Here is a 24,897-nt window from a genome sequence, read left to right as displayed (position 1 = left end):
GAGGTTCTTCCATGTCACGCCGTCTACCGCCGCTTTATGCCTTGCGCGCCTTTGAAGCCGCCTCCCGGCACAACTCATTTACCCGTGCGGCGGATGAGCTTTCGATCACGCAAAGTGCGGTCAGCCGGCATATCCGCACGCTCGAAGAGCACTTCGCCTGCCGCCTGTTCCAGCGTAGTGGCCGCAACCTGCAGCTCACCGAAGCGGCGCGCCTGCTCTTGCCTGGCGTGCGCGAAGGCTTCGCGGCGCTGGAGCGCGCCTGCCACACCCTGAACGCCGAAGACGACATCCTGCGCATGAAGGCGCCGTCGACGCTGACCATGCGCTGGTTGCTGGCGCGGCTCAGTCGCTTTCGCGCCTTGCAGCCGGGTAATGAGGTGCAACTGACCAGCGCATGGATGAGCGTGGATGAAGTGGACTTCAACCAGGAGCCTTTCGACTGCGCTGTATTGCTGAGCTACGGGCACTTTCCGGCGGATTGGGAGGCCTGCTACCTGTTCCCTGAATTGCTGATCCCGGTGGGCGCGCCCAACCTGCTCAATGACGGCCCCTGGGATGTCCCGCGCCTGGCAAGCGCCGAGCTGCTGCACCCCACGCCCGACCGCCGTGACTGGCGCAATTGGCTGGAGCGCATGGGGTTGTCGTCCCAGGTGTCGCTCAAGGGCGGGCAGGTATTTGATACCTTGGAGTTGGGCATGATCGCCGCCGCGCGGGGTTACGGCGTGTCCATGGGCGATTTGCTGATGGTGGCCGAAGACGTGGCCCAGGGCCGCTTGAGCCTGCCGTGGCCGACGGCGGTAGCCAGTGGGGAAAATTACTACCTGGTGTGGCCGAAAACCCGCCCCGGTGGTGAGCGTTTGCGGCGCTTGGCGGAGTTTCTTCAAGGCGAAGTCAATGCCATGGAATTGCCCCAGGTTGAACGCCTTGCCTAGCCTTATGTGCAATCGTTTGCGCGATACCCCTGTGAATCGCTCAAGTATTGCCCGCGCTTGCCGAATAAGGTGTGTTGGAACCCCCATTTTCCAGCGTTTCCCACACGATAATTTGCCGAGCTGCGCTAAGAGATCAGGATGATCCTGGCCTCGGCCAGGAGCTGTCATGTCTCAACCTCGCGCTCGGATCGCCTCTCAGTTAGGCCTCGCCTTGGCCGTCATTTTGGCGGTCGTCATCAGCGGCAGTACGGTATTTGCCCTGCGTTCCCTCGACTCGGCCAACCTCGACACTCGCGAGGAACATCTGGCCAGCGAGGCACGCTTGCTGGCCGACCAACTCAATACCTTTCACAGCACCTTGCGCGAGAGCACTCAGCGATTGAGCGGGCTGTTTGAAAAGCGCTTTGGCGCCGGTTTGAGTGTGCGCCCGGACCAGCAAGTCGCCGTGGCCGGTGTGCAGACCCCGAGCCTGCTGTTGGGCGATGAGGTGTTGAACAACAACTTCGCTGAGGTGGACGAGTTCAAGCAGATGTCCGGCGGGGTGGCCACGGTGTTTGTGCGCAGTGGCGAAGACTTCATCCGCATCAGCACCTCCCTGACCAAACAAGACGGCAATCGCGCCATCGGGACTGTGCTGGATCACCAGCATCCGGCCTACCAGCGCCTGTTGACCGGGCAGAATTACATTGGCCGGGCGGTGTTGTTTGATCGTGCCTACATGACCCAGTACAGCCCCGTGCGCGATGCCGCCGGCAAGGTGATCGCCGTGTTGTTTATCGGCTTTGATTACACCGACGAGCAAAAGGCCCAGTTCGACAACCTCAAACGCTTCCGTATCGGCCACACCGGCTCGCTCGCCTTGTTGGACGAACAGAAGCACTGGCTGGTGCCGCCGGCCGGTGTGCAGGCGCTGGACCAGGCGGTCCCGGTGATGCTTGATCTGGCCAAGAACCCAGGCAAGGGCCGCTTCTGGAGCGACAAGGACGAAGACTTCTACAGCGTTGCGGTGCCGTTCGACGGCGGGCCGTGGTCGGTGGTAGCGAGTATGCCGAAGTCCGAAATACGTGCAGTCACCTGGGCGGTCGGCATTCGCCTGGTGATCGGCAGCGTGCTGGCGATGTTGCTGGCAGTAGGCGCAGCGGTGTGGTTGCTGCGCAGCAAATTGCAGCCTTTGAGCGACTTGGTACGCCAGGCCGAAGCCTTGGGCGCCGGCGATTTGAGCGCGCGCTTGAATGTGTCCAGCCATGACGAAATCGGCCAGTTGGCGAGCAGCTTCAACCAGATGGGCGAAGCGCTGTCGACCATGGTCTCGCACATCCGTAAAGCGGCTGAAGAGGTCAACAGCCGGGCTCAGGCGTTGTCCGGCCTGTCGGGTGGTGCCTATGAGGGTATGGAGCAGCAGTCCGGCGAAATTACCAGCATGGCTGGCGCAGTGGAAGAGTTCAGCGCGACCTCGCTGAACATTGCCGACAACATGGGCAATACCGAGCGACTGGCCCAGGAAAACGCCCAGCAGACGCGTATTGGCCGCACCTCGATGCAAGAGGCGTCGTCGTCGCTGGAGCATATCGCCACCGCCCTCAACAGCACGGCCACGGTGATCAACACCTTGGGCCAGCGCTCCCAGGAAATTGGCGGGATCGTCGGCGTGATCACCTCGATTGCCGAGCAAACCAACCTGCTGGCGCTCAACGCCGCCATCGAGGCGGCGCGGGCCGGTGAACAAGGCCGGGGCTTTGCGGTGGTTGCCGACGAAGTGCGCAACCTGGCCTCGCGCACGCGCCAGGCCACCGACGAAATCTCGGTGATGATCCAAAGCATCCAGCAGGAAACCGGCAACGCCATCAGCACCATGGAACACGGCAACGTGTTGATGCAGGAAGGCCTGTCGCGCAACGCCGACGTGGCCTCGGCCCTGGCGCGCATCGACGAACAAAGCCGTTCGGCAGGCCAGCAGTTTGCCGCCATTACCACTGCGACCCAGGAGCAGAGCAGCACGGCCAACGTGCTGAGCAGCAACCTGCAGAGCATTGCATTGGCTAACAGCGAACAGCGCGAAGTGGTGTCGAACCTGGCCATTACCGCCAAGGAACTGGAAACCCTGGCGGCCGGTTTGCGGCACGAGGTTGACCGTTTTCGTTAAGGCTTAATGCTCGCCCAGGCCTGGGTCCACGCGCTTGCCGATATCCTTGAGGCGCGCCAGTTGGTCGACCATCCCCGGTGCCTCGTCCATGCTGGTGACAAAGGTCCACAGGTAGGTCATGACCGCGTAGATGTGGCCGGCCTTGACCGCCGGCGACAAAGCCAACTGGCTGATCGCGACCACAAACAGCAGGGCTGCCAGCGTGCCGAGAAACAGGTACGCGGCGGCCTCGCGGTCGGACAGCCAGATGCGCAGGCGTGACAGCACGTGGTAGTGGCGACGCAAGGTGGGTGCGCCGACTTTTTCTACCAGGCCGATTTCTTTCTCAAGGCGATCATTCAGGCGCTCATGCAGCTCCTGGTTGCGCTGGGCAAAGCGTGGCAGCAGCGTCACGCACAGCAGCAGGGCGGCCAGGCACGCCAGGCCGACCCACGGCTCAATCACGATCAGCATCACCGCCGCGCCAATAATCGAGACCAGCGCCGTGGCGATAATCGGCACGTGTTTTTCAAAGAAGTCGACGAATTCGCGTGCAAGCACCACCCGCGCGGCGGATTTTGAGGTGCTGTGATTCTGCTGGCGCTGGTTGAGAATCACCGGCACCGCAAGGTCGGCGTAGATTCGCGTAAAGGTACGCGTATCCAGCGCCCGCCGCGCCGCGCCGACCACCCAGAACGCCATCACCACCAGTGCATAGAACAACGCGCTGGTGGCATCGCCACGGATAATCGAGTCCACCGCAAACCCGGCAAACAGCGGGTAGGCCAGCAGCAGCGCATTCTCCAGCGCCACCAGTGACAGTGTGCAGAACAGCTTGCCGGGGTAAGCCTTGGCAATCGCCTTGAGCGTTTGGCCGGCGGATTGCTGGCCAATTTTCTTGCTTTCTTCAATCAGGATTTGCGGGGTCACGGATGACATGAGTGCACCAAAGGGGTGATAGACGCTATTATTGAGCGACTGCTCAAGTATCCTTGAGCGATCGCTCAAAAAGCAAGCGCCGCTTATCTACCGGCGCCCGAAGGAATTGCCCATGTCGCGTATCGACCGTAAAGACCAGATCATCGCCGCCGCCCTGGAGCTGTTTCGCAGCAAGGGTTTTGCCGATGTGTCCACCCGTGACCTGGCCGAGCATGCCGGCCTGTCGCGCAGCCACGTCTATCACTACTTCAGCGACTGGAACGAACTGCGTCGCGAAGCCTTTGTGCGCTTTGCCAATGAGCAATTGGATGAAGTGCGCGAACCGTTGGCGGATGCGCCGCCGCTTGAGGCGCTGGTGGGGTTTTTACGTGATTGCCTGCCGAGCACCGCTGATGCCGGCTGGGCGTTGTGGCTGGATGCCTGGGACGAAGCCATGCACGACCCGCAAATGGCGCAGGCGTATCTGGTGATCAACGCGCAGTGGCAAGGGATGCTGGCCGAGGTGATTGAGCGAGGCGTGGCTGAGGGTGTATTCCGCTGCGACTCGCCCCAACGCGCGGCCCGGCAAATTTTCGCATTGGCGATGGGGTATGCCGATGACCTGATGCTCAAGCCGTCTGTGGAGTCGGCCGAGGCGGTGCTCGATGAGGTCATGGAAGTGGCGCAGCTGCTGCTGGGTTTTTCCGCATAAGACTTAACCCGTTGCCGCAGGCCGGTACTGCAAGGCCTCCTGCAAATGATGCCGGGCAATATGTTCAACCCGCTCAAGGTCCGCCAGGGTGCGCGCCACCTTGAGCAACCGGTGGGCTGCGCGCAGGGACAAGGTCAGTCGCTCGCAGGCGCTTTCCAGCCAGCCTTCATCGGCTTTTGCCAGTTGGCAGTGCTTGCGCAGCCCTGGCAGGTCCAGGAAGGCATTGGCGCAGCCTTGGCGTTTTTGCTGGCGCTCACGGGCCTCGGCGACTTCCGCCGAGGCTGTTGCGGTATTGTCGCCATCGTGTTGGAGCGGGTTCAGTGCGGTGGCTTCCCGGGCAACAGTGAGGTGCAAGTCGATCCGATCCAGCAATGGCCCCGAGAGCTTGTTGCGGTAGCGCTGGATTTGCTCCGGCGTACACCGACAGCGCCCGCTGGGTTCGCCCAAATAGCCGCAAGGGCAGGGGTTCATGGCGGCCACCAATTGAAACCGTGCCGGAAAACTCACCCGGTCACGGGCGCGGGAGATCACGATATGCCCGGATTCGAGCGGCTCGCGCAGCACTTCCAATACCTTGCGATCAAACTCCGGCAGCTCATCCAGAAACAGCACGCCATGATGGGCCAGGGTGATTTCCCCCGGCTGCGGTTTTGATCCGCCGCCTACCAGCGCCGGCCCCGACGCCGAATGGTGCGGCTGACGGAACGGGCGGTGCGGCCAATGGCTCAACGGCGCCAGGCTGACCACTGACTGGATGGCCGCCACTTCCAGGGCTTCCTGCTCACTCAAGGGCGGCAGCAGGCCAGGCAGGCGGCTGGCGAGCAAGGTCTTGCCGGTGCCGGGGGGCCCGCTGAACAGCAGGTTGTGCGCGCCGGCCGCCGCGATCAGCAGTGCACGCTTGGCGGCCAATTGGCCTTGCACCTCACTCAAATCCGGGTAGGGCTTGTTCAAGTACAGCAAACCGTCGGATTTATACGGTTCAATCGGCACAACCCCATTCAGGTGCGCCACCACTTGCAGCAGGTGGTCCACTGCAATCACCTTCAACCCCGACGCCAGGCACGCTTCCTCGGCATTCGCCCGCGGCACTATCACGGTGCGCCCGGCCTTGCGTGCGGCCAGTGCGGCCGGCAGCACACCCTTGACCGCCCGCACCTCACCCGACAGTGCCAATTCCCCCAGGCATTCCACGTCGTCGAGCATCAATGCCGGCACCTGCACGCTGGCGGCCAGGATGCCCAAGGCAATCGCCAAATCAAAACGCCCGCCATCCTTGGGCAGGTCGGCGGGCGCGAGGTTGAGGGTGATACGACGGGCTGGGTATTGCAGTGCGGAGTTGAGGATGGCACTGCGCACGCGGTCCTTGCTTTCCTTCACGGCGGTTTCCGGCAGACCCACCAAGGTCAGCGAGGGAAGACCATTGGCCATATGCACTTCGACGGTAACGGCGGGGGCTTCCACGCCAATTTGGGCGCGGCTGTGGACGATGGCGAGGGACATGCTCGTTCCTTGAGTGGGAGGCCGCTTCCTGCGGGTTTTTCAAGGGTAGACGAGGTGAGATGCTTTCGAGGGCGGGAGGTTTTACTGAACGTATCCAAAGAGCGACGCAGAACACCGTGGGAGCTGGCTTGCCTGCGATAGCGCCAGTGAATTCAACACCGCTATCGCAGGCAAGCCAGCTCCCACAGGGGCCGGGTTTATTCAGCAGCGGGTGGCGTCAACCGCGCTTCCAGCTCCGCTACCTTCGCTTCCAGACTCTCCAGCCGCGCGCGGGTGCGGGCTAGTACGACCATCTGGCTGTCAAATTCTTCCCGGCTCACCAGGTCGAGCTTGCTGAAGCCGCTTTGCAGCAGGGCCTTGAACTGGCTTTCGATTTCGTTGCGGGGCAGCGGGGTTTCGCCGCTTAACAGGCGAGAGGCGTGGCCGCTCAGGGCGTCGAGGAGGTCTTTGGGCGCAAGCATGGGAAATATTCCGGAAAACTGTTGGCCGGCAGTGTATCACGCAGCGTCTATAGTCTTTTTCACGGCCGCGGGCGCACGCTTTTCGCGCAGAGGGCCGGGCGGTGGCGCACTGTTTTTGTGCGCATTGGTGCCGCGCAAACGCCCTGCAGGTGGGCATAAGTGGGCAAAGGACTGATTTCAGTGATTTTTACGGAGCTGGCAAGGTTTCTGCTTAGACGATCATGACCCATGCACTGATGCAGTCGCTGTGACGAATGCAGTGCGCCGACGGATCAGGGGTACAGGTTTCGTCACCAGTGGTTCGCTGGCGTCGCGACGGCAAATGCCAAGGCGACGACGCGTTACAAAGCCAGGCACTGCGCTTAGACTTGAGACGGGTTTGTTTTCCTGGGGCAAGTCCACCAATTCGGGAGAGAGTTTTCATGAAGCTAGTCACTGCCATCATCAAGCCGTTCAAGTTGGACGATGTTCGCGAGTCACTGTCCGAGATCGGCGTGCAGGGCATTACCGTTACTGAGGTCAAAGGCTTCGGTCGGCAGAAGGGTCACACCGAGCTGTATCGCGGCGCGGAATACGTGGTCGATTTCCTGCCAAAGGTGAAGATTGATGTCGCCATTGACGACAAGGATCTTGACCGGGTTATCGAGGCGATAACCAAGGCGGCCAACACCGGCAAGATCGGTGACGGCAAGATCTTTGTGGTCAATCTGGAACAGGCTATTCGCATCCGTACCGGCGAAACCGATACCGACGCAATCTAAGCCGCCAAACCCCCAACGCCCCAGGAGAAAACAATATGACTCTGCGTAAATTCGCAGGGCTAGGAGCCCTGTTGTCCCTCGTAATGCCGGCCCTGGCATTGGCGGCGGACCCAGCCCCTGCTCCAGTCCTCAATTCCGGCGACACGGCGTGGATGCTCACATCCACCGCGCTGGTACTGTTCATGACCATTCCGGGCCTGGCGCTGTTCTACGGCGGCATGGTGCGCTCCAAAAACATTCTTTCCGTGATGATGCAGTGCTTTGCCATCACCGGGCTGATCACCATCCTGTGGTTCGTTTACGGCTACAGCATGGCGTTCGACACCACCGGTATGGAAGCAGGCGTCGTCAACCTCAACTCGTTCGTGGGCGGCCTGTCCAAACTGTTCCTGTCGGGTGTAACCCCGGCGAGCATTACCGGCCCTGCGGCGCTGTTCCCTGAGGCGGTGTTCGTCACCTTCCAGATGACCTTTGCCATCATTACCCCTGCGCTGATCGTTGGTGCATTCGCCGAGCGTATGAAGTTCTCCGCGATGCTGATCTTCATGGGCGTCTGGTTCACCCTGGTCTACGCGCCGATTGCCCACATGGTGTGGGGCGGTCCGGGCTCGTTGCTGGGCGACTGGGGCGTGCTGGACTTCGCCGGCGGCACCGTGGTGCACATCAACGCCGGTGTGGCTGGCCTGGTGGCGTGCCTGGTACTCGGCAAACGTAAAGGCTTCCCGACCACGCCGATGGCACCGCATAACCTGGGTTACACCCTGGTCGGTGCAGCCATGCTGTGGGTTGGCTGGTTCGGCTTCAACGCAGGCTCTGCTGCTGCTGCCAATGGCACTGCAGGCATGGCGATGCTGGTGACTCAAATTGCTACCGCTGCTGCCGCACTGGGCTGGATGTTCGCCGAGTGGGTCACCCACGGCAAGCCAAGCGCGCTGGGCATTGCCTCGGGCGTAGTCGCCGGTCTGGTTGCAATCACCCCGGCTGCCGGCACCGTAGGCCCGATGGGCGCCCTGGTCATCGGCCTGGCGGCAGGCGTGGTGTGCTTCTTCTGCGCCACTACCCTGAAACGCAAACTGGGCTACGACGACTCCCTGGACGCCTTCGGCGTGCACGGTATCGGCGGTATCCTCGGCGCGATCCTCACCGGCGTGTTCGCAGCGCCATCGCTGGGCGGCTTCAACGCGGCCACCACTGACATCGCGGCGCAAGTCTGGATCCAGTGCAAGGGCGTGGGTTTCACCGTGATCTACACGGCCATCGTGACCTTCATCATCCTCAAAGTGCTGGACATGGTGATGGGCCTGCGGGTGACCGAAGAAGAAGAGGCGGTGGGCCTCGACCTGGCGCAACACAACGAACGCGGCTACAACTTGTAAGTACGCGAAAAAAAGATGCCCGGCTTGCCGGGCATTTTTTTGTCTGGGGTTTGTCTGTGGCTAAAGGCGGATGGGTTTTTTGCCGAGTTTGTGATGGGATCCACACGGCACTTTTAAGGGTGCGAAAGTCTTACGTGCATGTAGGCGTATTCGACACTTTGTTTTTTCCCAGACCGCGCTAGAATGCGCGCCGATGGGCGGAGAACTGTATGTGGCAACAGACCCTGATTACCCTGCGGGCCAAGCCCCGGGGCTTTCACCTGGTAACGGATGAGTTGCTTGCCGGCCTGCCTGAGTTAAAGGCTTGCCGAGTAGGCCTGTTGCATTTGTGGCTGCAGCACACCTCGGCCTCGTTGACCATCAACGAGAATGCCGACCCGGCGGTTCGCCGTGACTTCGAGCGTTTCTTCAACTCGCTGGTGCCGCAAGGGCGTGCAGGGTTCGAACATAACGACGAAGGTCCGGATGATCTGCCGGCGCACTTCAAGGCCAGTCTGCTGGGCTGCCAGTTGAGTTTGCCGGTCAAGGCCGGCCGCTTGGCGATAGGGACTTGGCAAGGTGTTTATCTGGGCGAGCACCGAGATCATGGCGGTGCTCGTAAAGTCCTCGCCACGTTGCACGGTGATGGGGCATAAGCCACTGGAAACCCGGTGGATATTGATTTTTTTCCGGCGACCTCGACAGAGGGTGAAGCTGGGCTATAACTAATCTGCTTTTCGCAAGTCATGAGGTAGAACATGAGCGACGATGATCTGGAAAACGACGACCTTGAAGTAGGTGACGACGACGAGGCCGAAGAAGGCCTTGAAGCGGCAGCTGAAGACGTTGCTGACGACGACGGTGGCGATGATGCACCCGCCCCGGTGGCCAAAGGCAAAGCCAAGGCCGCTGTCTCGGTAGACGAACTGCCGAGCGTTGAAGCCAAGAACAAAGAGCGCGATGCGTTGGCCCGTGCGATGGAAGAATTCCTCGCTAAAGGCGGCAAAGTGCAGGAAGTCGAGGCCAACGTGGTGGCAGACCCACCGAAGAAGCCGGATAACAAGTACGGCAGCCGACCTATCTGAGGTCAGCAGCCGCTTGTAAGAAAAAGCCCGCCGTCGCTGCGGGCTTTTTCATGCCTGAAACAAATTCTTAAAATTCATTGCGTAGCCCTGTGGGAGCTGGCAAGCCAGCTCCCACAGTGGATCCTCAGCGTGACTGCCAGCTGCGCAGCAGCTCCGGCAACTCCGTCAGGCTACGAATCTCTGCATCCGGCTGCTTATCCGCTTCCCACGCCTTGCCCGTCGGGTTGAACCACACCGCGCGAAGCCCGGCCTGCTGCGCCCCGGCGATGTCATCGCCAGGATGATCGCCAATATGCACGGCCTGACTTGCATCCACGCCACCGCGCTGCAAGGCTTCCTGAAACAGCCGCGCATCCGGCTTGGCGATGCCGATATCCTCGGCGCGCAGGGCAAAGTGGAAGTAATCCGCCAGGCCTACGCGTTGCACATCGGCATTGCCGTTGGTGATCACGCCCAGCAGGAAGTGCTGGCGCAGCGCCTGCAGCATGGGCTCCGCTTCCGGGAACGGCGTGAGCTGGTGACGGGCGTGAATAAACGCTTCGTAGCACACGTCCGCCATCTGCGTAGCTTCAGGCTGTGGGTAACCCGCCTCTTCAAACGCGTGCATCAGGACCTTGTGACGCAGGATGCTGATGCGATATTTAAGCTCTGGATGGCGCTCCAACACCTGTTGGCGAAGGCTGGCGAAATGCTCCAGGGGCAAGTCGCCAACCTTGGAGGCGTTAACCGCCAGCCATTCGCGCATCGACGCCTCGGCGTTGATGATGACGGGTACGTTGTCCCAGAGCGTGTCGTCCAGGTCGAAGGTGATCAGCTTGATACTCATGAGTCGCCGCCCTTGATGCGTTTGGCCCGTGGATGGGCGCTGTCGTACACCGTCGCCAGGTGCTGGAAGTCGAGGTGGGTATAGATCTGCGTGGTCTTGATATCGGAGTGGCCGAGCAGCTCCTGCACGGCGCGCAGGTCCTGGGACGACTCCAGCATATGGCTGGCAAAGGAGTGACGCAGCATATGCGGGTGCAGGTTTTGCCCCAGTTCGCGCTCGCCGGCCGCCTTGACCCGCACTTGAATCGCCCGTGGCCCCAGGCGTCGGCCTTGCTGGCTGACAAACACCGCATCGTCGGCCGGGTTGGTCAACAGGCGCAGCGGCAACCACAGCTGCAAGGCTTCGCGGGCCTTCCTGCCCACTGGCAACACGCGGGTCTTGCTGCCCTTGCCGAGCACTTGCACCAGGCCGTCCGCCAGGTCCAACTGATCCAGGTTCAGGCCGGTCAGCTCCGACAGGCGCAGGCCCGAGGAATAGAACAGCTCCAGAATCGCCTGGTCACGATGGGCCAGGAAGTCGTCCTCAACGGCGCCGTCCAGCAATTGCAGGGCACGGTCGGTGTCGAGGGTCTTGGGCAGGCGCCGTTCTCCCTTGGGCGGCGACAGGCCGTTGGCCGGGTCGTGGTCGCACAGGCCTTCGCGGTTAAGGTAGTGATAGAGGCCGCGTACCGCCGAGAGCAGGCGTGACAGGCTGCGCGAAGACTGGCCCGCCTGGTGCAGCCGCGCGATCAGGCTGCGCAGGCTCTGGATATCCAGCGCCTTCCAACTGCTGATCTGTTGTTTTTCGCAGTACGCCAGGACCTTGTTCAAGTCCCGTCGATAGGCTTCCAGGGTGTGGGGCGACACCTGGCGCTCGTTGCGCAGGTGAGCGCAATAAGCGTCCAGTTGCCGTTCCATGGCTAGCGCACCGCGCGCAGGGTGGTGGTGTGGCGCGGCAAGACGCGGCCCAGCACTTCGGCGATGTAGGTCAAAAACAGCGTGCCCACCGAGCTTTTGTAGTGCGCAGGGTCACGGCTGGCAATTGCCAGCACGCCGTGCAAGCCTTGATGGCTGAGGGCGACCACGGCGGTGGAACCGATCTGCTTGCGCTGTTCGGCGCCAAACAGGAAGTCCAGCTCATGTTCACGCAAGGTGCCGCTGATGGTCTTGCCTTCCGAGAGCAGGCCGCCGATTGCGGTTTGCGCGTCGCTGCCGCTGACCCAGCGGCCCACCGGCATCGGGTTGTCGCTGAACAAAATCAGGCTGACAAACGGCACCTGGAAGTCCTGGCGCAGGCTGTCTTCCACGGCGATGACCGTTTCTTCCAGGCTGTTGGCGTCCATCAGGGTCAGGATCAGGCGGCGGGTCTTGTCGAACAGGCGGTCGTTGTCGCGGGCCACATCCATCAGGTGTGAAAGCCGATGGCGCATTTCGATATTGCGCTCGCGCAGGATCTTCATCTGCCGCTCCACCAGCGACACGGTATCGCCCCGCTGGTGGGGGATGCGCAGGGCGGGCAGCAGCTCTTCGTGTTCGACGAAGAAGTCCGGATTAGCCTCAAGGTACGCCGCGACAGCAGCGGCCTCCAGACTTTCGCTTGGGGTTGCTTGGGCGGGTACTTGAGGCTTATCGGTCATTAGCTTGGCTCACTCATAGACGGACCTGTCCTTCGTATACGCGCGAGGCCGGCCCGGTCATCATCACCGGGTGGCCAGGGCCTGCCCACTCGATGGACAAGCGTCCACCAGGCAGGTCGATCAGCAGCGGCGAATCCATCCACCCCTGGCTGATCGCAGCGACGGCTGCGGCGCAAGCACCGGTGCCGCACGCCTGGGTTTCGCCGGCGCCGCGTTCCCATACACGCAGTTGCGCACGGGTACGGTCGATCACCTGCAAAAAGCCCACATTGACCCGCGCCGGAAAGCGCGGGTGATGCTCGATCTTCGGCCCCAGCTCATGCACGGGGGCGTTATTGATGTCGTTGACCCGCAGCACGGCATGGGGGTTGCCCATGGAGACGGCTGCGATGTCGACGGCTTTGCCTTCTACGTCCAGCACGTAACTGGCGGCCTGCTCGGTGGCCTGAAACGGAATATCCGCCGGCACCAGGCGTGGCGCGCCCATGTTGACGCTGATCTGGCCGTCGCTGCGAATATCCAGCTCGATCACGCCGCTTTTGGTTTCGACGCGAATCTGGCGTTTGGCGGTCAGGCGCTTGTCCAGCACAAAGCGCGCAAAGCAGCGCGCACCGTTGCCGCATTGTTCCACTTCGGAACCGTCGGAGTTGAAGATCCGGTAACGGAAATCCACCTCCGGGTTGCTCGGCGCCTCAACGATCAGCAACTGGTCGAAACCGATGCCGGTGTGACGGTCGCCCCACTGTTTGGCGTGCTTGGGCAGGATGTGCGCGTGCTGGCTGACCAGGTCAAGGACCATGAAATCATTACCCAGCCCGTGCATCTTGGTAAAACGCAGCAGCATGGCTTACTCCGGCAGCAGGCTTTCGCCAGCATACAACTCGGCTACCGTCTCGCGGCGACGCACTTCAAACGCTTGATCACCGTCCACCAGCACCTCGGCGGCACGGCCGCGGGTGTTGTAGTTGGAACTCATGACAAACCCGTAGGCACCGGCCGAATGCACGGCCAGCAGGTCGCCTTCCTCCAGCGCAAGCTGACGGTCCTTGGCCAGGAAGTCGCCGGTCTCGCAGATCGGGCCGACGATGTCGTAGGCACGGCCTTCACCCTCGCGCGGGGTTACGGCAGTGACGTCCATCCACGCCTGGTACAGCGCCGGGCGGATCAGGTCGTTCATCGCCGCATCAACGATGGCGAAATCCTTGTGTTCGGTGTGCTTGAGGTACTCGACCTGGGTCAACAGCACGCTGGCGTTGGCAACGATATAACGGCCCGGCTCGAACATCAGGGTGAGGCCACGGCCTTCGGTACGCTCGCGCACAGCCTTGATGTAATCGGCGATCAGCGGCGGTTCTTCATCGCGATAACGCACACCCACGCCGCCGCCAAGGTCGATGTGTTGCAGGTAGATGCCGCACTCGCCAAGGCGTTCGGTCAGTGCCAACAGGCGGTCGAGCGCATCGAGGAACGGCGGCAGGGTGGTCAGTTGCGAGCCGATATGGCAGTCGACACCCAGCACTTCCAGGTTCGGCAGCTGTGCGGCACGGATGTACACGTCCTCGGCGTCGGCAATGGCGATGCCGAACTTGTTCTCTTTGAGACCGGTGGAGATGTACGGGTGCGTGCCGGCATCGACGTCCGGGTTGACGCGCAGGGAGATCGGCGCGCGAACGCCCATCTCGGCGGCGACCACTTGCAGGCGCTCCAGCTCGTCGGTGGATTCGACGTTGAAGCAATGCACGCCCACTTCGAGGGCGCGACGCATGTCTTCGCGGCTCTTGCCGACGCCGGAGAAGACGATTTTGTCGGCCTGGCCGCCGGCAGCCAGAACACGTTCCAGCTCGCCACGGGAAACGATGTCAAAACCAGCGCCAAGACGCGCCAGGACATTCAGTATACCCAGGTTGGAGTTGGCCTTGACCGCGTAGCACACCCTGTGTGGAACGCCTTCCAGTGGGTCGGTGAACGAGCGGTATTGGACTTCGATGTGCGCACGCGAGTACACATAGGTCGGGGTGCCAAACTGCTCGGCAATCGCGGACAGCGCCACGCCTTCCGCGAACAGCTCGCCGTCCCGGTAGTTAAAAGCGTCCATGATGTTCCCTTAGTAAGTGTCGTGCTTATGCGCTTTTGCAGCTTTTTGCGACGACTGTGCCTGGTCGTTCGGGTCTTTGCTGTCATCGGGCAGGTACAGCGGGCCTTTTTGACCACAGGCACTAACGAGGCAAGCGACCGCGACGAGCGCAGCAAGGGAAGAGATCAGGCGCTTCATGGCGAAATCCTTAAATATGCATTAATTGCGCCCGAGTATACCGACCACCCGCCAGCTTGCCTATGCGCCGTAATACCCGTCCGGCGGGGGTTTGCCGAGCATGCCGCGATTCGGCCTACGCTAAATGAGGATATTTCACGCGGCTGCGGGTAATGAAATCGGTATCCTTTGCAATCATCATGGCGCGTCCGTATCGTGCGCCGCTTGAGCGTGACCAGACACTTTTCGAGGTTCCCACAATGAGTTTGACCGAAGCCCGTTTTCACGACCTGGTGGATTCGACCCAGCAGGCGCTGGAAGATATTTTCGACGACAGCGGCCTGGACGTGGACCTGGAAAACTCGGCTGGCGTGCTGACCGTAAAGTTTGAAAACGGCACCCAGCTGATCTTCAGCCGTCAGGAGCCGCTGCGTCAGCTGTGGCTGGCGGCGCGTTCGGGTGGTTTTCACTTCGATTACAACGAAGAAGACAACAACTGGCAGTGCGATACCAGCGATGAGCTGTTAAGCGAAATGCTCGCACGTCTGGTCCAGGACCAAGCCGGCGTTGAGCTGGACTTCGACGAGATCTGATCGTGACCCAGCCTGCACCTGTACGCCCGCCCAAGCCGCTGTTCAGCAATGTCAGCCCGGCAGTGCCGTCACCTTGTATCAGTTTGTGTCGCCTGGACGAGCAAAAAGTCTGCCTCGGCTGCTACCGGCACGTGGAAGACATCCGTGAATGGCGCTCCGCCGACGATGCCCGGCGCCGCGTGATCTGCGCCGAGGCCGAGCAGCGCAGGGCGCGCGCCTGAGGCCGTCTTGTTTATTTGTGACGCTGTGGTAGTGTCCGGGTACGCCTCAACTCATCGAGGCCCGTGAGAACCCCGCCTTTTCCTGGCGGGGTTTTGCTTTTTTGTGCAGAAAAAAGGAGTCTGCCTGAATCATGACCGCACCTTCCATCATTCTTACCCGTCTTGACGTGCAGCGTCTGGAGCAATTGATCGACCGCTTGGGCGACGACTCTCCCGGCGCCGAAGCGTTGCAAGCCGAACTCGACCGCGCCGAAGACGTGGTTGGTCACGATGAAGTGCCTGCGGGTGTCGTGACCATGAACTCCAGCGTGCATTGCCGTGAGCAAGGCAGCGGCAAGGACTACCACCTGACCCTGGTGTACCCGAAGCACGCGAACGCCGATGAAGGCAAAATTTCGATCATGGCGCCTGTGGGCAGCGCTTTGCTCGGCCTGCAAGTGGGTCAGCACATCGACTGGCCGGCACCGGGCGGCAAGACGCTGAAGCTTGAATTGCTCAGCGTCGAAGGCCAGCCCAAGGATGGCGGAGCTTTCCCGCTTTAAATCTGGCTCAGCGCCGCATTCAGCGACAACTCCAGCTCGGCCTTGTAACGCAGATACAAGTTGCTCGGGCTTTGCACATCACCGAGCAGGCCGGACAGGTCCAGATCGGTGATGTAACAGCGGTAACGCTCGGTCTCCCGGCGCTGCCCGACGATTTCCCGGGCCACTATGGCAAACAGTTGGTCGCCGAATTCCAATTCGGAAAACTCCCGTTGATTGCAGTACAGCGTGATGCCGACCTGGCCGGGTGCGGCTTTGCCGATAATCGCTTGCACGTCATAAAACGGCTTGTTGGCCGGGTTCTGCGGCGCCGGTCGAGGCTCAATGCCGCGCGCGCGTTGATTGCCCGACGGCAACAGTTGGTAATACAAAATCTGCACTTCACCCAGCGGCTGTTGTGCGTCCAGCGGCGCCAGCGCTTCGCGTCGATAGATGATCGATTGCAGGAAGCGCTGCAGTGGCGCCAGCAGGCTTTGCTCATCATGAAACGGCAAGCGTTGCTGCCACAGCGCGTTGAACTCATCCAGCACATACAGCTCGGCGAAGCCTTCATTGGCCCGGTAGAACACCTGCACACAATCAGCCATGCCCATGGGCAGCAGCAGGGCCAATTCGTGGTCTTCCAGGGCCATGGCATCCAGGTGCAGCGGGCTGTAGCTGGCCAGCTCTTCGCTTAAGTAGGCGATCAGCGCATCCTGGTTGGGTAGTGGCACGTGAGTGGCCTGGCCCGGCGTCAGTTCCATCACGTGATAGTGCTGCTGCACCTGCAGCAGGTAGCGATGATTGGACTGGCTGAGCAGCAGGTTCTGCACGGTATCGAAGATTTCTTCCACGCGTTGGGCAATGAATTGCGCACGATTGTGGCAGAAGCAGCGCACCCGCAGGCGTGGCAGGTGGTTCGGCGGCAGCTGATTGAGGTAGTCGCGCAGGCAGTCGAGCAGTGCGTGAGGGCCGTCGTAACGGCTGACCAATACCTCGTTCCAACTGTTGAGCGTGACCTGATCCAGGGTCAGCACCAGGTTGTCGCGCACACCGGCATAACTCAGGGAGTCAGTGCGCTCGGTGGTCATCAGAATATTCAAGTCGCGGTGATGCTTGAGCGGGTCGACGCCGACGTTGATCAGCAACAGCACCTCTTCCGGTACCGCCGAGCGCAGCAGGCGGTCTTCATCGACGCTGGCCAGGGGCAGGGCGATCGTCTGTTGCAGGCAGCCCAGCAGGTTGAACAGCTCGAATTCGGTCATGTCGCTGACGCCTGGGTGCAAGGCCAGGCGTGTGCTGCTGTCGATCACACCGTTGCGATGGCACCAGGTGAGCATTTCCAGCAGATCGCGGCTGCGCTTGATCGGCGCGAAGTGCTCCCATTCCAGCGCCGTGAGGTTGCCGTTGTACAAGCCCCAGTGGTGCTGACCGGGTTCCTTGCGGTTGGGCGATTGCACCAGGGTCAGGGTGTCTTCGGCCAGGTCCGGGGCGATGCCGGGGTTGATGAACTCGACCTTGCCGGCCTTGCGCTCAAACGCGGCATACAGGCGCCGACCCAGCACATTGAGGTCGCGCTTGTTGATCAGGCTGACGGTCTGCTCGGTGCGCGCGAACTGGGTGAGAAAGCGGTAGCTGTAATTGAGTTCGCTGACCAGTGCGCGGCGCTCCGAGGCGACCTGGCGCACTTTCCACTGGCTGCGGCTGTCGAGCAAGGCCAGCTGGCCTTGGTCCCAACCCCATTCAAGGGCCAGGCGCTCCAACAATAGCCGCTGCCAGCTGGTGCTGCGCTGGCCGGCGCTGAGCTTGCGATTAACCTTCAGGTACAGCGCACGGCGCACCAGTTCCAGGCGTTCGGGTTCATTGCGCGCCTTGAGGTACTCCTCGATACGGCGGTAGACCACGATGTAGGGGTCCAGCTCATCCAGGTCCATCTGGTTGGCAAACACCGCACGTTTGAAGCGCAGGCTCAGGCAGTGCACGTTGGGGTGCTCGCTGGCGTACACCTCGGTCAGCAGCAGCTTGAGCACCGATTTGTAAGGCGACTCGATGCCCTTGAACAGTTGCCACAATCCGGCGCCGATAAATTCGCCCGGCGGGATGTGCGCCAAGTGGCCGAGGTCGAGGGTTTCATCGGCGCGGATAAAACGTTTGGAGATCAGCGCGTGGGTGAATTCGGCGTAGCGGGGTTCTTCATAGACCGGCACCAGCCACCAGATTGGCGTGCGCCCGGCGAGCCAGATGGCGGTGCGGTAGAACTCATCCAGCAACAGGTAATGCTGGGTGGTGCCGCAATCGTCGGAGCTCAGTTGCGTATCGCGCTCGCCTGAAACAAAGCGCGTCGGCTCGATCAGGAAGAAATGCGCCTCGGCGCCCATGGTCAGGGCCCAGGCTTCCAGCAACTGGCACTTTTTGCGCAGCTCGGCGAGTTCGCTCTCGCCAAGGTCCGCAGCGTGGCAGACCCACACGTCCATGTCGCTCTGGTCCGCCTGGGCCAAGGTGCCGAGGCTGCCCATCAGGAACAGACCGTGGATCGGCTGCGGCGGGTTGCCATGGCGCGGCTTATAGGAGAACGAGCGGGTCAGGCGCTGGGCTTCGGTGAGGGCCTGGGCTTCGGGTTCGAAGTTTGACAGACCCGCCGGCGTGCTGCCCGAGACATAGCCGGGCAACAGCGGGTGGTTGACGTGAAAAAACAACGGCAGCAGGGTCAGCACGCTCTGTTGGCGTGGCGTCAGCCCTTCGACGGCCCGGGCCATGCGGCCTGCATTGAGGGCCATGAAGCGCGCGCGCAGCTGGGCCAGCACCTTGCGGTCGATGCCTTCGTCCAGGTCGGGGCGGATTTCATGGGTGCGGGTCATGTCTGAGTCGTTGGCTCGCAGAGCCCGACGTGGGCGGCCGTGTAGGAGTTTACAGCCAGAAGCGTAGGAGGTTTAGATGATATGTGGCTTTTTGACGTCAGAATTTGTGCCGCCCACAGCAACGCCCTCGGAATCCGCAGCAGGCGGACTCCATGGGCGAAAGTAAGGTGTCAGGCAGCTTCTTTGGTATTAGCGGTAGTCAAGATGGTCAGCAGGGTTTGCGCTTGTTCTGCGGCGTCGCGGCCGAGGCTGGTCAGGTAGCCTCCGTCCGGCTGGTCGATAAGGCCTTTGGCATGAAGGCGTTTGGCAGCGGCGATGGCAGTAGACGCGGCGGTCTGGTGGACTTTCAGACCTTCCTTGGTGCTGTCCAGATTGAAGAGTGCAAGGATTTCCAGTTCGGCAACCAACTCAGGGGTATACGACATAAGGACTCCAGACGTTCTAAGAATTTATTAGAGGCTAGCAGGCCATAAGGTGAACGCACTTTGCCGAACTGTCCAGTGTGTTGCCGCTTGTTGGAATTATTGCTTTTCGGGCGGCAATTCCGGCAGAGCACGCAGTGCAGTTTCATACCATTCGGTATTGAAAGCGCGGTCCTCTTCCAGCAGCGCGTCGATCTCCACCGCAAGCACGTGAGCCATCAGTTGCAGGATCTCTTCACGTTCGTAGCCCACCAGCGTCAGTTTGTTGAAGGTGGCCTTGGCCGCTGGCGGGGTTTCGCTTTCGATCTGGTTCTCGATGGCTTCGATCAGGGTGGTTTCGGCGAATTCTTCTTCGTCGTTGTCGATATCGGTCGGCTCGCTCATGGCAGGCTCCTCAAGGAAAGGGCGCCAGTCTACCGCCATTCAGGCAACTGATGCTGCTGGTCAGGCGGCCTGCAGGGATCTATAACGCTTGCAGCCAACCCCACACCCGGCCTGGAGGCATTCGCTATGCTCAAGCTTTACGGATTTTCGGTCAGCAACTACTACAACATGGTCAAACTGGCGTTGCTGGAGAAAGGCCTGCCATTCGAAGAAGTGCCATTTTACGCAGGCCAAACCCCTGAAGCCCTGGCCGTCAGCCCGCGCGGCAAGGTGCCGGTGCTGGGGGTCAAACAAGGCTTTATCAACGAAACCAGCGTGATCCTCGAGTACATCGAGCAAACCCAGGAAGGCCCGTCGTTGCTGCCCGCCGACCCGTATCAGCGCGCCCAGGTGCTGGCGTTGTGCCGGGAGATTGAGCTGTACATCGAGTTGCCCGCCCGCGCGTGTTTTGCCGAGGCGTTCTTTGGTATGCCGGTTCCGGACGCGATCAAGGAAAAAACCAAGGCTGAGTTGTTGCTGGGGGTGGCTTCTTTAGGTCGGCACGGCAAGTTCGCGCCCTATGTGGCGGGAGAAAGCTTCACGATTGCCGATCTGTATTTCATGTACAGCCTGAACCTCGCCTGCGCGGTGGGCGAGAAGCTGTTTGGTCTGGATTTGCTGGCGGATTTGCCGAAGGCCAAAGCGTTGCTCGAGCGCCTGCATGAGATGCCCAACGCCAAGAGGGTGGCGGCGGACAGGGAGGCGGCGATGCCTGCATTTATGGCGATGATTGCGGCCAAGAAGTAGATATTTTGCGGCTGGGATGACGCCATCGCAGGCAAGCCAGCTCCCACATTTTGAATGGTGAGTCCATTCAAGTGTGGGAGCTGGCTTGCCTGCGATGCTTTTAGCGGCTGGCGAGCAGTGCCTGGCCGCGCACAACGGCTGCCTTGACCTGCGCCGGCGCAGTGCCGCCCACGTGGTTACGGGCATTCACCGAGCCTTCCAGGGTCAGCACGGCGAACACGTCCTGTTCGATCTGGTCGCTGAACTGACGCAGTTCTTCCAGGCTCATTTCCGCCAGGTCCTTGCCGGTGTCCACGCCGTATTTAACAGCATGGCCGACGATTTCGTGGCAGTCACGGAATGGCAGACCACGACGCACCAGGTAGTCCGCCAGGTCGGTGGCGGTGGAGAAACCGCGCAGCGCCGCTTCACGCATGATCGCGTGCTTGGGCTTGATCGCCGGGATCATGTCGGCAAACGCACGCAACGAGTCGCGCAGGGTGTCGGCGGCGTCGAACAGCGGCTCTTTGTCTTCCTGGTTGTCCTTGTTGTAGGCCAGAGGCTGGCCTTTCATCAAGGTCAGCAGGCCCATCAGCGCGCCGAACACGCGGCCGCTCTTGCCACGCACCAGCTCCGGTACATCGGGGTTTTTCTTTTGCGGCATGATCGAGCTGCCGGTGCAGAAGCGGTCCGGCAGGTCAATGAACTGGAATTGCGCGCTGGTCCACAACACCAACTCTTCGGAGAAACGCGACAGGTGCATCATCGCAATGCTGGCGGCGGCGCAGAATTCGATGGCGAAGTCGCGATCCGACACGCCGTCCAAAGAGTTGCCGCCCACGGCGTCGAAACCCAGCAGTTGCGCGGTGTATTCGCGGTCGATCGGGTAAGTGGTGCCGGCCAGCGCGGCGCTGCCCAACGGCATGCGGTTGGCGCGCTTGCGGCAGTCCACCAGGCGCTCGTAGTCGCGGCTGAGCATTTCGAACCAGGCCAGCAAATGATGGCCGAAGGTCACGGGCTGCGCGGTTTGCAAGTGGGTGAAGCCGGGCATGATGGTGCCGGACTCACGCTCGGCCTGCTCCAGCAGGCCTTTTTGCAGGCGGGTGATTTCGACCAGGATCAGGTCGATCTCGTCACGCAACCACAGGCGGATATCGGTGGCCACCTGGTCGTTACGGCTGCGACCGGTGTGCAACTTCTTGCCGGTCACACCGATGCGATCGGTGAGGCGCGCCTCGATATTCATGTGCACGTCTTCCAGGTCGACGCGCCAGTCGAACGTGCCGGCTTCGATCTCACCGCGGATGGTGGTCAGGCCGTCGATGATGCTGTCGCGCTCGGCGTCGGTCAGCACGCCGACCTTGGCCAGCATCGTGGCGTGGGCGATCGAGCCCATGATGTCGTGGCGGTACAGGCGCTGGTCGAAGGTGACGGAGGCGGTGAAGCGCGCGACGAAGGCGTCGACGGGTTCACTGAAGCGGCCGCCCCAGGACTGGTTGGTCTTGTCGGTGCTCATGGATTCGCTCGTGATCTGCTTAAAAGAGGCGTGGAGGTGTGCCGCCGATAATAACAGGGTTGCCCGTGGAGGCGATGCTGCGGGTGATCGGCATTTTTATTTGCGCCAAGGATGGCTAAGTGCCTTGCCGTCGAACGCATCCGGGACGAGACTGGTGGCAGGCGTTAATTGAAACGATATTTGACGATTGAGCAATATCGTCTCAGCGAGCGTCTACAGTTGCACTGATAGAGCATGAATGCACCAAAGTCGGGTGATGCGGTCATAGCCCAGACTATCCATTAAAAAAGGGGGGTATTCGGATTGTGTATCAGCAAACCCTACGACGATGCCCAAAGGCAGCAGGTCTTGGGCGCAATTGAACAGGTCCGGGTAAATTTGGGTGCCGCTGCCGGGGCACTTTTTGCCGCTCGCGCTAGTCTTAGCGTGGATCGCTGTGACGCAAGTCACCGCACCTGTCTACGCTATCCTTGTGCGAGACTCACGCAGGAATCCAGCGCAATATGAATGTCCTGATCGTTGATGACGAACCCCAAGCCCGCGAGCGACTGAGCCGTTTGGTCAGTGAACTCGAGGGTTATACAGTCCTTGAACCGAGCGCCACCAACGGCGATGAGGCATTGACGCTGATCGACAGCCTCAAGCCGGACGTGGTGTTGCTCGATATCCGCTTGCCGGGCCTTGATGGCCTGCAAGTCGCCGCCCGTTTGAGTGAGCGAGAATCGCCACCTGCCGTGGTGCTGTGCGCCGCACAAGAAGAGTTTTCCACCGAGACCCTGGAAGCCAGCGGTGTCAGCTTTATCCTCAAACCGGTGACGAGTGAAGCATTGCTCAAGGCGCTCAAGAAGGCCGAGCGCCCGAACCGCGTGCAACTCGCTGCGCTGACCCAGCCGGCCGCCCAAAGTGGCAACGGGCCGCGCAGCCATATCAGCGCGCGGACCCGTAAGGGCATCGAACTGATCCCGTTGGGGCAGGTGGTCTACTTTATTGCCGACCACAAGTACGTGACCCTGCGCCACGAGGCTGGCGAAGTGCTGCTCGACGAGCCGCTCAAGGCCCTCGAAGATGAATTTGGCGACCGCTTCGTACGCATCCACCGCAATGCACTGGTGGCCCGCGAGCGAATAGAACGCCTGCAGCGCACGCCTTTGGGGCACTTCCAGCTGTTCCTCAAAGGGCTTAACGGCGATGCCTTGATCGTCAGCCGACGCCATGTCGCCGGTGTGCGCAAGATGATGCAGCAGCTTTAGCCCAAGGGTTATAGCGAGGCCTGCAATCGTTTATCCCGGTGCGACGTGGCCAGGGAGGCCCCGCACTTGCTGATTCAAATCAAAGCGTGTTTGGCTGAGCTGTTATTATCTGCCGTATCTATTCAGTACGGATTGATCCATGTCCTCTCGCGAAATCCGCATCGCCACCCGTAAAAGCGCCCTGGCCTTGTGGCAGGCCGAATACGTCAAAGCGCGCCTTGAACAGGCCCACCCAGGCCTCAAAGTATCCCTGGTGCCCATGGTCAGTCGCGGCGACAAGCTGCTCGACTCGCCGCTGTCGAAGATCGGCGGCAAGGGCTTGTTCGTCAAGGAGCTGGAAACCGCGCTGCTGGAAAACCAGGCCGACATCGCCGTGCATTCGATGAAGGATGTGCCCATGGACTTCCCCGAAGGCCTGGGCCTTTTTTGCATCTGCGAGCGCGAAGACCCGCGCGATGCGTTTGTTTCCAACACCTACGCGTCCCTGGATGACCTGCCGTTGGGCAGCATCGTCGGCACCTCCAGCCTGCGTCGTCAGGCCCAATTGCTGACTCGTCGCCCGGACCTGCAGATTCGTTTTTTGCGCGGCAACGTCAACACCCGCCTGGCCAAGCTGGACGCCGGCGAATATGACGCGATCATCCTTGCGGCTGCCGGCCTGATCCGCCTGGGTTTTGAAGACCGTATTACGTCGGCCATCAGCGTCGAAGACAGCTTGCCCGCCGGCGGGCAGGGCGCAGTCGGCATTGAGTGCCGCACCGCCGACAGCGAAATCCATGCCTTGCTCAAACCCCTCGACCACCACGACACCGAAGTGCGTGTCACTGCTGAACGTGCCCTCAACAAGCACCTCAACGGTGGCTGCCAGGTGCCGATTGCCTGCTACGCGGTACTCGAAGGTGAAAACCTCTGGCTGCGTGGCTTGGTCGGTGATCCGGACGGCGGCACACTGCTCACCGCCGAGGTGCGTGGGCCGCAGCGTGACGCGACGGCCTTGGGCATCCAGGTCGCAGAGGAGCTGCTGGGCAAAGGCGCCGGCGCCATTCTGGAAAAAGTCTATGGCGAGGCCGGCCCGCAGTGACCGATTGGCGCGTGCTGCTGACGCGGCCCGCCGAAGAGTCGGCGGCCGTGGCTGCGTTGTTGGCCGAAGCCGGAATTTTCAGCAGCAGCTTGCCGCTGCTGGATACCGAAGCCTTGCCCGTCACGCCCGAGCAACAGGCAGTTTTTGCTGAGCTGGGCCGCTATAGCGCGGTGATTGTGGTGAGTAAACCGGCGGCACGCCTGGCTGTGCAGCAATTGCAGCAGCCCTGGCCAGCGTTGCCGTGGTTCAGTGTGGGCGCTGCCACTGCGCAGGTACTGGCCGATCACGGCCTCACCGTTCACTATCCGCAAACCGGCGACGACAGCGAGGCCTTGCTTGCGTTGCCCGCCTTGCGCGAGGCTGTCGCACGGCCCGGTGCGCGGGTGTTGATCCTGCGTGGTGAGGGCGGCCGAGAGTTGCTGGCTGAGCGTTTGCGTGAGCAAGGTGCTAGTGTCGATTATCTGGAGTTGTATCGGCGTTTCCTACCGGCCTACGCTGCCGGGGCGTTGATGCAACGCATCCAGTTGGAACGCTTGAACGGCCTGGTGGTCAGCAGTGGGCAGGGTTTTTTACACCTGCAAGCCCTGGCCGGCCCCGATTGGCCGAAGGTGGCGCAGCTGCCGTTGTTCGTGCCCAGCCCTCGCGTGTCTGACATGGCGCGGGCCGCTGGTGCAGAAAAAGTTGTGGATTGTCGCGGCGCGAGTGCCGCGGCTTTGTTAGTGGCGTTGCGCAGCGCTGCCTCATAAGG

The 24,897-nt window shown here is 61.4% G+C and carries 27 protein-coding genes; 14 read left to right on the top strand and 13 right to left on the bottom strand.

The window, feature by feature from the left end; all coding sequences use genetic code 11:
• The first annotated feature begins 11 nt into the window (after positions 1–11).
• Positions 12–932, top strand: a complete 921-nt coding sequence (locus tag ASE80_RS22135) for a LysR substrate-binding domain-containing protein (RefSeq protein WP_056860815.1) — start codon at positions 12–14, stop codon at positions 930–932.
• A 166-nt stretch (positions 933–1,098) separates the two neighbouring features.
• On the top strand, positions 1,099–3,075 hold the full coding sequence (locus ASE80_RS22130; RefSeq protein ID WP_056860814.1) for a methyl-accepting chemotaxis protein: 1,977 nt from the start codon (positions 1,099–1,101) through the stop codon (positions 3,073–3,075).
• Between the two features lie 3 nt (positions 3,076–3,078).
• Here the strand turns inward: ASE80_RS22130 and ASE80_RS22125 are convergent, their stop codons facing one another.
• Positions 3,079–3,993, bottom strand: a complete 915-nt coding sequence (locus ASE80_RS22125; RefSeq protein WP_169988058.1) for an ABC transporter six-transmembrane domain-containing protein — start codon at positions 3,991–3,993, stop codon at positions 3,079–3,081.
• Positions 3,994–4,105: 112 nt separating this feature from the next.
• Between ASE80_RS22125 and ASE80_RS22120 the strand changes: the two genes are divergently transcribed.
• Positions 4,106–4,684 carry a TetR/AcrR family transcriptional regulator gene (locus ASE80_RS22120; RefSeq protein ID WP_056860812.1) on the top strand — a complete coding sequence of 193 codons (579 nt, stop codon included), beginning with the start codon at positions 4,106–4,108 and terminating at the stop codon, positions 4,682–4,684.
• A 3-nt stretch (positions 4,685–4,687) separates the two neighbouring features.
• Here the strand turns inward: ASE80_RS22120 and ASE80_RS22115 are convergent, their stop codons facing one another.
• On the bottom strand, positions 4,688–6,184 hold the full coding sequence (locus ASE80_RS22115) for a YifB family Mg chelatase-like AAA ATPase (protein WP_056860811.1): 1,497 nt from the start codon (positions 6,182–6,184) through the stop codon (positions 4,688–4,690).
• A 197-nt stretch (positions 6,185–6,381) separates the two neighbouring features.
• Entirely contained in the window at positions 6,382–6,645 is a 264-nt protein-coding gene (locus ASE80_RS22110) for an accessory factor UbiK family protein (protein WP_056860810.1), read from the bottom strand.
• A 422-nt stretch (positions 6,646–7,067) separates the two neighbouring features.
• Between ASE80_RS22110 and glnK the strand changes: the two genes are divergently transcribed.
• The 4 genes from glnK to sutA all read left to right on the top strand — a co-directional run bounded on the left by glnK (position 7,068) and on the right by sutA (position 9,846).
• Positions 7,068–7,406, top strand: coding sequence for a P-II family nitrogen regulator (glnK, locus tag ASE80_RS22105; protein WP_002555808.1), 339 nt, complete (start codon positions 7,068–7,070; stop codon positions 7,404–7,406).
• Positions 7,407–7,441: 35 nt separating this feature from the next.
• A complete protein-coding gene (locus tag ASE80_RS22100) occupies positions 7,442–8,782 on the top strand; it encodes an ammonium transporter (RefSeq protein WP_056860809.1) in 1,341 nt (446 codons plus the stop codon).
• Positions 8,783–8,991: 209 nt separating this feature from the next.
• Positions 8,992–9,417 carry a secondary thiamine-phosphate synthase enzyme YjbQ gene (locus ASE80_RS22095; RefSeq protein ID WP_056860808.1) on the top strand — a complete coding sequence of 142 codons (426 nt, stop codon included), beginning with the start codon at positions 8,992–8,994 and terminating at the stop codon, positions 9,415–9,417.
• 102 nt (positions 9,418–9,519) lie between these two features.
• Positions 9,520–9,846: a transcriptional regulator SutA gene (gene sutA / locus ASE80_RS22090; protein ID WP_056860807.1), complete on the top strand. Its 327-nt coding sequence runs from the start codon at positions 9,520–9,522 to the stop codon at positions 9,844–9,846.
• A 124-nt stretch (positions 9,847–9,970) separates the two neighbouring features.
• Here the strand turns inward: sutA and ASE80_RS22085 are convergent, their stop codons facing one another.
• From ASE80_RS22085 to lptM, 6 genes are read right to left on the bottom strand one after another with little or no spacing between them, the layout of a single operon-like run.
• Complete coding sequence (locus tag ASE80_RS22085; RefSeq protein WP_056860806.1) at positions 9,971–10,672, bottom strand: HAD family hydrolase; 702 nt, start codon at positions 10,670–10,672, stop codon at positions 9,971–9,973.
• Positions 10,669–11,568, bottom strand: a complete 900-nt coding sequence (gene xerC / locus ASE80_RS22080; RefSeq protein WP_010207453.1) for a tyrosine recombinase XerC — start codon at positions 11,566–11,568, stop codon at positions 10,669–10,671. The genes ASE80_RS22085 and xerC overlap by 4 nt, the downstream gene beginning before the upstream one ends.
• Before the next feature lie 2 nt (positions 11,569–11,570).
• Entirely contained in the window at positions 11,571–12,287 is a 717-nt protein-coding gene (locus ASE80_RS22075) for a DUF484 family protein (protein WP_056860805.1), read from the bottom strand.
• A gap of 13 nt (positions 12,288–12,300) precedes the next feature.
• Positions 12,301–13,131, bottom strand: a complete 831-nt coding sequence (gene dapF, locus ASE80_RS22070; protein WP_056860804.1) for a diaminopimelate epimerase — start codon at positions 13,129–13,131, stop codon at positions 12,301–12,303.
• 3 nt (positions 13,132–13,134) lie between these two features.
• The gene (gene lysA / locus ASE80_RS22065) at positions 13,135–14,382 is read right to left on the bottom strand and encodes a diaminopimelate decarboxylase (protein ID WP_056860803.1); all 1,248 of its coding nucleotides are present in this window, start codon (positions 14,380–14,382) and stop codon (positions 13,135–13,137) included.
• 9 nt (positions 14,383–14,391) lie between these two features.
• The gene (gene lptM, locus ASE80_RS30375) at positions 14,392–14,559 is read right to left on the bottom strand and encodes an LPS translocon maturation chaperone LptM (protein WP_017134995.1); all 168 of its coding nucleotides are present in this window, start codon (positions 14,557–14,559) and stop codon (positions 14,392–14,394) included.
• Between the two features lie 239 nt (positions 14,560–14,798).
• Here lptM and cyaY point away from each other — a divergent pair, with 239 nt between their 5' ends.
• The 3 genes from cyaY to rnk all read left to right on the top strand — a co-directional run bounded on the left by cyaY (position 14,799) and on the right by rnk (position 15,894).
• Complete coding sequence (gene cyaY, locus ASE80_RS22060) at positions 14,799–15,131, top strand: iron donor protein CyaY (RefSeq protein ID WP_056861048.1); 333 nt, start codon at positions 14,799–14,801, stop codon at positions 15,129–15,131.
• Positions 15,132–15,133: 2 nt separating this feature from the next.
• Positions 15,134–15,352 carry a DUF1289 domain-containing protein gene (locus tag ASE80_RS22055; RefSeq protein ID WP_056860802.1) on the top strand — a complete coding sequence of 73 codons (219 nt, stop codon included), beginning with the start codon at positions 15,134–15,136 and terminating at the stop codon, positions 15,350–15,352.
• A gap of 131 nt (positions 15,353–15,483) precedes the next feature.
• Positions 15,484–15,894 (top strand): nucleoside diphosphate kinase regulator, encoded by a 411-nt coding sequence (rnk, locus tag ASE80_RS22050; RefSeq protein WP_017134998.1) that lies wholly within the window; start codon positions 15,484–15,486, stop codon positions 15,892–15,894.
• On the opposite strand, the gene ASE80_RS22045 is transcribed toward rnk, so the two are convergent.
• The 3 genes from ASE80_RS22045 to ASE80_RS22035 all read right to left on the bottom strand — a co-directional run bounded on the left by ASE80_RS22045 (position 15,891) and on the right by ASE80_RS22035 (position 19,537).
• On the bottom strand, positions 15,891–18,731 hold the full coding sequence (locus tag ASE80_RS22045; protein ID WP_056860801.1) for a class I adenylate cyclase: 2,841 nt from the start codon (positions 18,729–18,731) through the stop codon (positions 15,891–15,893). The genes rnk and ASE80_RS22045 overlap by 4 nt on opposite strands.
• Before the next feature lie 170 nt (positions 18,732–18,901).
• A complete protein-coding gene (locus ASE80_RS22040; protein ID WP_056860800.1) occupies positions 18,902–19,156 on the bottom strand; it encodes a TIGR02647 family protein in 255 nt (84 codons plus the stop codon).
• Positions 19,157–19,252: 96 nt separating this feature from the next.
• A complete protein-coding gene (locus ASE80_RS22035; protein WP_056860799.1) occupies positions 19,253–19,537 on the bottom strand; it encodes a hypothetical protein in 285 nt (94 codons plus the stop codon).
• Between the two features lie 126 nt (positions 19,538–19,663).
• Between ASE80_RS22035 and ASE80_RS22030 the strand changes: the two genes are divergently transcribed.
• Positions 19,664–20,323 carry a glutathione S-transferase family protein gene (locus ASE80_RS22030; protein ID WP_056860798.1) on the top strand — a complete coding sequence of 220 codons (660 nt, stop codon included), beginning with the start codon at positions 19,664–19,666 and terminating at the stop codon, positions 20,321–20,323.
• Between the two features lie 100 nt (positions 20,324–20,423).
• On the opposite strand, the gene argH is transcribed toward ASE80_RS22030, so the two are convergent.
• A complete protein-coding gene (argH, locus tag ASE80_RS22025; protein ID WP_056860797.1) occupies positions 20,424–21,818 on the bottom strand; it encodes an argininosuccinate lyase in 1,395 nt (464 codons plus the stop codon).
• Between the two features lie 503 nt (positions 21,819–22,321).
• Here argH and ASE80_RS22020 point away from each other — a divergent pair.
• The 3 genes from ASE80_RS22020 (at position 22,322) to ASE80_RS22010 (ending at position 24,895) form a co-directional block, all read left to right on the top strand.
• Complete coding sequence (locus tag ASE80_RS22020; protein ID WP_056860796.1) at positions 22,322–23,068, top strand: LytR/AlgR family response regulator transcription factor; 747 nt, start codon at positions 22,322–22,324, stop codon at positions 23,066–23,068.
• Between the two features lie 139 nt (positions 23,069–23,207).
• Positions 23,208–24,149, top strand: coding sequence for a hydroxymethylbilane synthase (gene hemC / locus ASE80_RS22015; protein ID WP_056860795.1), 942 nt, complete (start codon positions 23,208–23,210; stop codon positions 24,147–24,149).
• Positions 24,146–24,895, top strand: a complete 750-nt coding sequence (locus ASE80_RS22010; protein WP_056860794.1) for a uroporphyrinogen-III synthase — start codon at positions 24,146–24,148, stop codon at positions 24,893–24,895. The genes hemC and ASE80_RS22010 overlap by 4 nt, the downstream gene beginning before the upstream one ends.
• The last annotated feature ends 2 nt before the right edge of the window (positions 24,896–24,897 follow it).

It is taken from the genome of Pseudomonas sp. Leaf15, from assembly GCF_001421425.1.
GTDB classification, from domain to species: Bacteria; Pseudomonadota; Gammaproteobacteria; order Pseudomonadales; family Pseudomonadaceae; genus Aquipseudomonas; species Aquipseudomonas salomonii.
Note: the sequence above shows the minus strand (reverse complement) of the source record. Positions and strands in the feature narration are given on the sequence as shown.

What these genes read in the sequence shown, in the direction of transcription:
- lysA (WP_056860803.1), bottom strand. Translation starts at nt 14,382, where the DNA reads ATGGACGCTTTTAACTACCGGGACGGCGAGCTGTTCGCGGAAGGCGTG.
- ASE80_RS22040 (WP_056860800.1), bottom strand. Translation starts at nt 19,156, where the DNA reads ATGTCGTATACCCCTGAGTTGGTTGCCGAACTGGAAATCCTTGCACTC.
- ASE80_RS22130 (WP_056860814.1), top strand. Translation starts at nt 1,099, where the DNA reads ATGTCTCAACCTCGCGCTCGGATCGCCTCTCAGTTAGGCCTCGCCTTG.
- argH (WP_056860797.1), bottom strand. Translation starts at nt 21,818, where the DNA reads ATGAGCACCGACAAGACCAACCAGTCCTGGGGCGGCCGCTTCAGTGAA.
- lptM (WP_017134995.1), bottom strand. Translation starts at nt 14,559, where the DNA reads ATGAAGCGCCTGATCTCTTCCCTTGCTGCGCTCGTCGCGGTCGCTTGC.
- rnk (WP_017134998.1), top strand. Translation starts at nt 15,484, where the DNA reads ATGACCGCACCTTCCATCATTCTTACCCGTCTTGACGTGCAGCGTCTG.
- dapF (WP_056860804.1), bottom strand. Translation starts at nt 13,131, where the DNA reads ATGCTGCTGCGTTTTACCAAGATGCACGGGCTGGGTAATGATTTCATG.
- glnK (WP_002555808.1), top strand. Translation starts at nt 7,068, where the DNA reads ATGAAGCTAGTCACTGCCATCATCAAGCCGTTCAAGTTGGACGATGTT.
- ASE80_RS22125 (WP_169988058.1), bottom strand. Translation starts at nt 3,993, where the DNA reads ATGTCATCCGTGACCCCGCAAATCCTGATTGAAGAAAGCAAGAAAATT.
- ASE80_RS22020 (WP_056860796.1), top strand. Translation starts at nt 22,322, where the DNA reads ATGAATGTCCTGATCGTTGATGACGAACCCCAAGCCCGCGAGCGACTG.
- ASE80_RS22100 (WP_056860809.1), top strand. Translation starts at nt 7,442, where the DNA reads ATGACTCTGCGTAAATTCGCAGGGCTAGGAGCCCTGTTGTCCCTCGTA.
- cyaY (WP_056861048.1), top strand. Translation starts at nt 14,799, where the DNA reads ATGAGTTTGACCGAAGCCCGTTTTCACGACCTGGTGGATTCGACCCAG.
- xerC (WP_010207453.1), bottom strand. Translation starts at nt 11,568, where the DNA reads ATGGAACGGCAACTGGACGCTTATTGCGCTCACCTGCGCAACGAGCGC.
- ASE80_RS22120 (WP_056860812.1), top strand. Translation starts at nt 4,106, where the DNA reads ATGTCGCGTATCGACCGTAAAGACCAGATCATCGCCGCCGCCCTGGAG.
- ASE80_RS22035 (WP_056860799.1), bottom strand. Translation starts at nt 19,537, where the DNA reads ATGAGCGAGCCGACCGATATCGACAACGACGAAGAAGAATTCGCCGAA.
- ASE80_RS22135 (WP_056860815.1), top strand. Translation starts at nt 12, where the DNA reads ATGTCACGCCGTCTACCGCCGCTTTATGCCTTGCGCGCCTTTGAAGCC.
- hemC (WP_056860795.1), top strand. Translation starts at nt 23,208, where the DNA reads ATGTCCTCTCGCGAAATCCGCATCGCCACCCGTAAAAGCGCCCTGGCC.
- ASE80_RS22030 (WP_056860798.1), top strand. Translation starts at nt 19,664, where the DNA reads ATGCTCAAGCTTTACGGATTTTCGGTCAGCAACTACTACAACATGGTC.
- ASE80_RS22095 (WP_056860808.1), top strand. Translation starts at nt 8,992, where the DNA reads ATGTGGCAACAGACCCTGATTACCCTGCGGGCCAAGCCCCGGGGCTTT.
- ASE80_RS22085 (WP_056860806.1), bottom strand. Translation starts at nt 10,672, where the DNA reads ATGAGTATCAAGCTGATCACCTTCGACCTGGACGACACGCTCTGGGAC.
- ASE80_RS22075 (WP_056860805.1), bottom strand. Translation starts at nt 12,287, where the DNA reads ATGACCGATAAGCCTCAAGTACCCGCCCAAGCAACCCCAAGCGAAAGT.
- ASE80_RS22115 (WP_056860811.1), bottom strand. Translation starts at nt 6,184, where the DNA reads ATGTCCCTCGCCATCGTCCACAGCCGCGCCCAAATTGGCGTGGAAGCC.
- sutA (WP_056860807.1), top strand. Translation starts at nt 9,520, where the DNA reads ATGAGCGACGATGATCTGGAAAACGACGACCTTGAAGTAGGTGACGAC.
- ASE80_RS22110 (WP_056860810.1), bottom strand. Translation starts at nt 6,645, where the DNA reads ATGCTTGCGCCCAAAGACCTCCTCGACGCCCTGAGCGGCCACGCCTCT.
- ASE80_RS22045 (WP_056860801.1), bottom strand. Translation starts at nt 18,731, where the DNA reads ATGACCCGCACCCATGAAATCCGCCCCGACCTGGACGAAGGCATCGAC.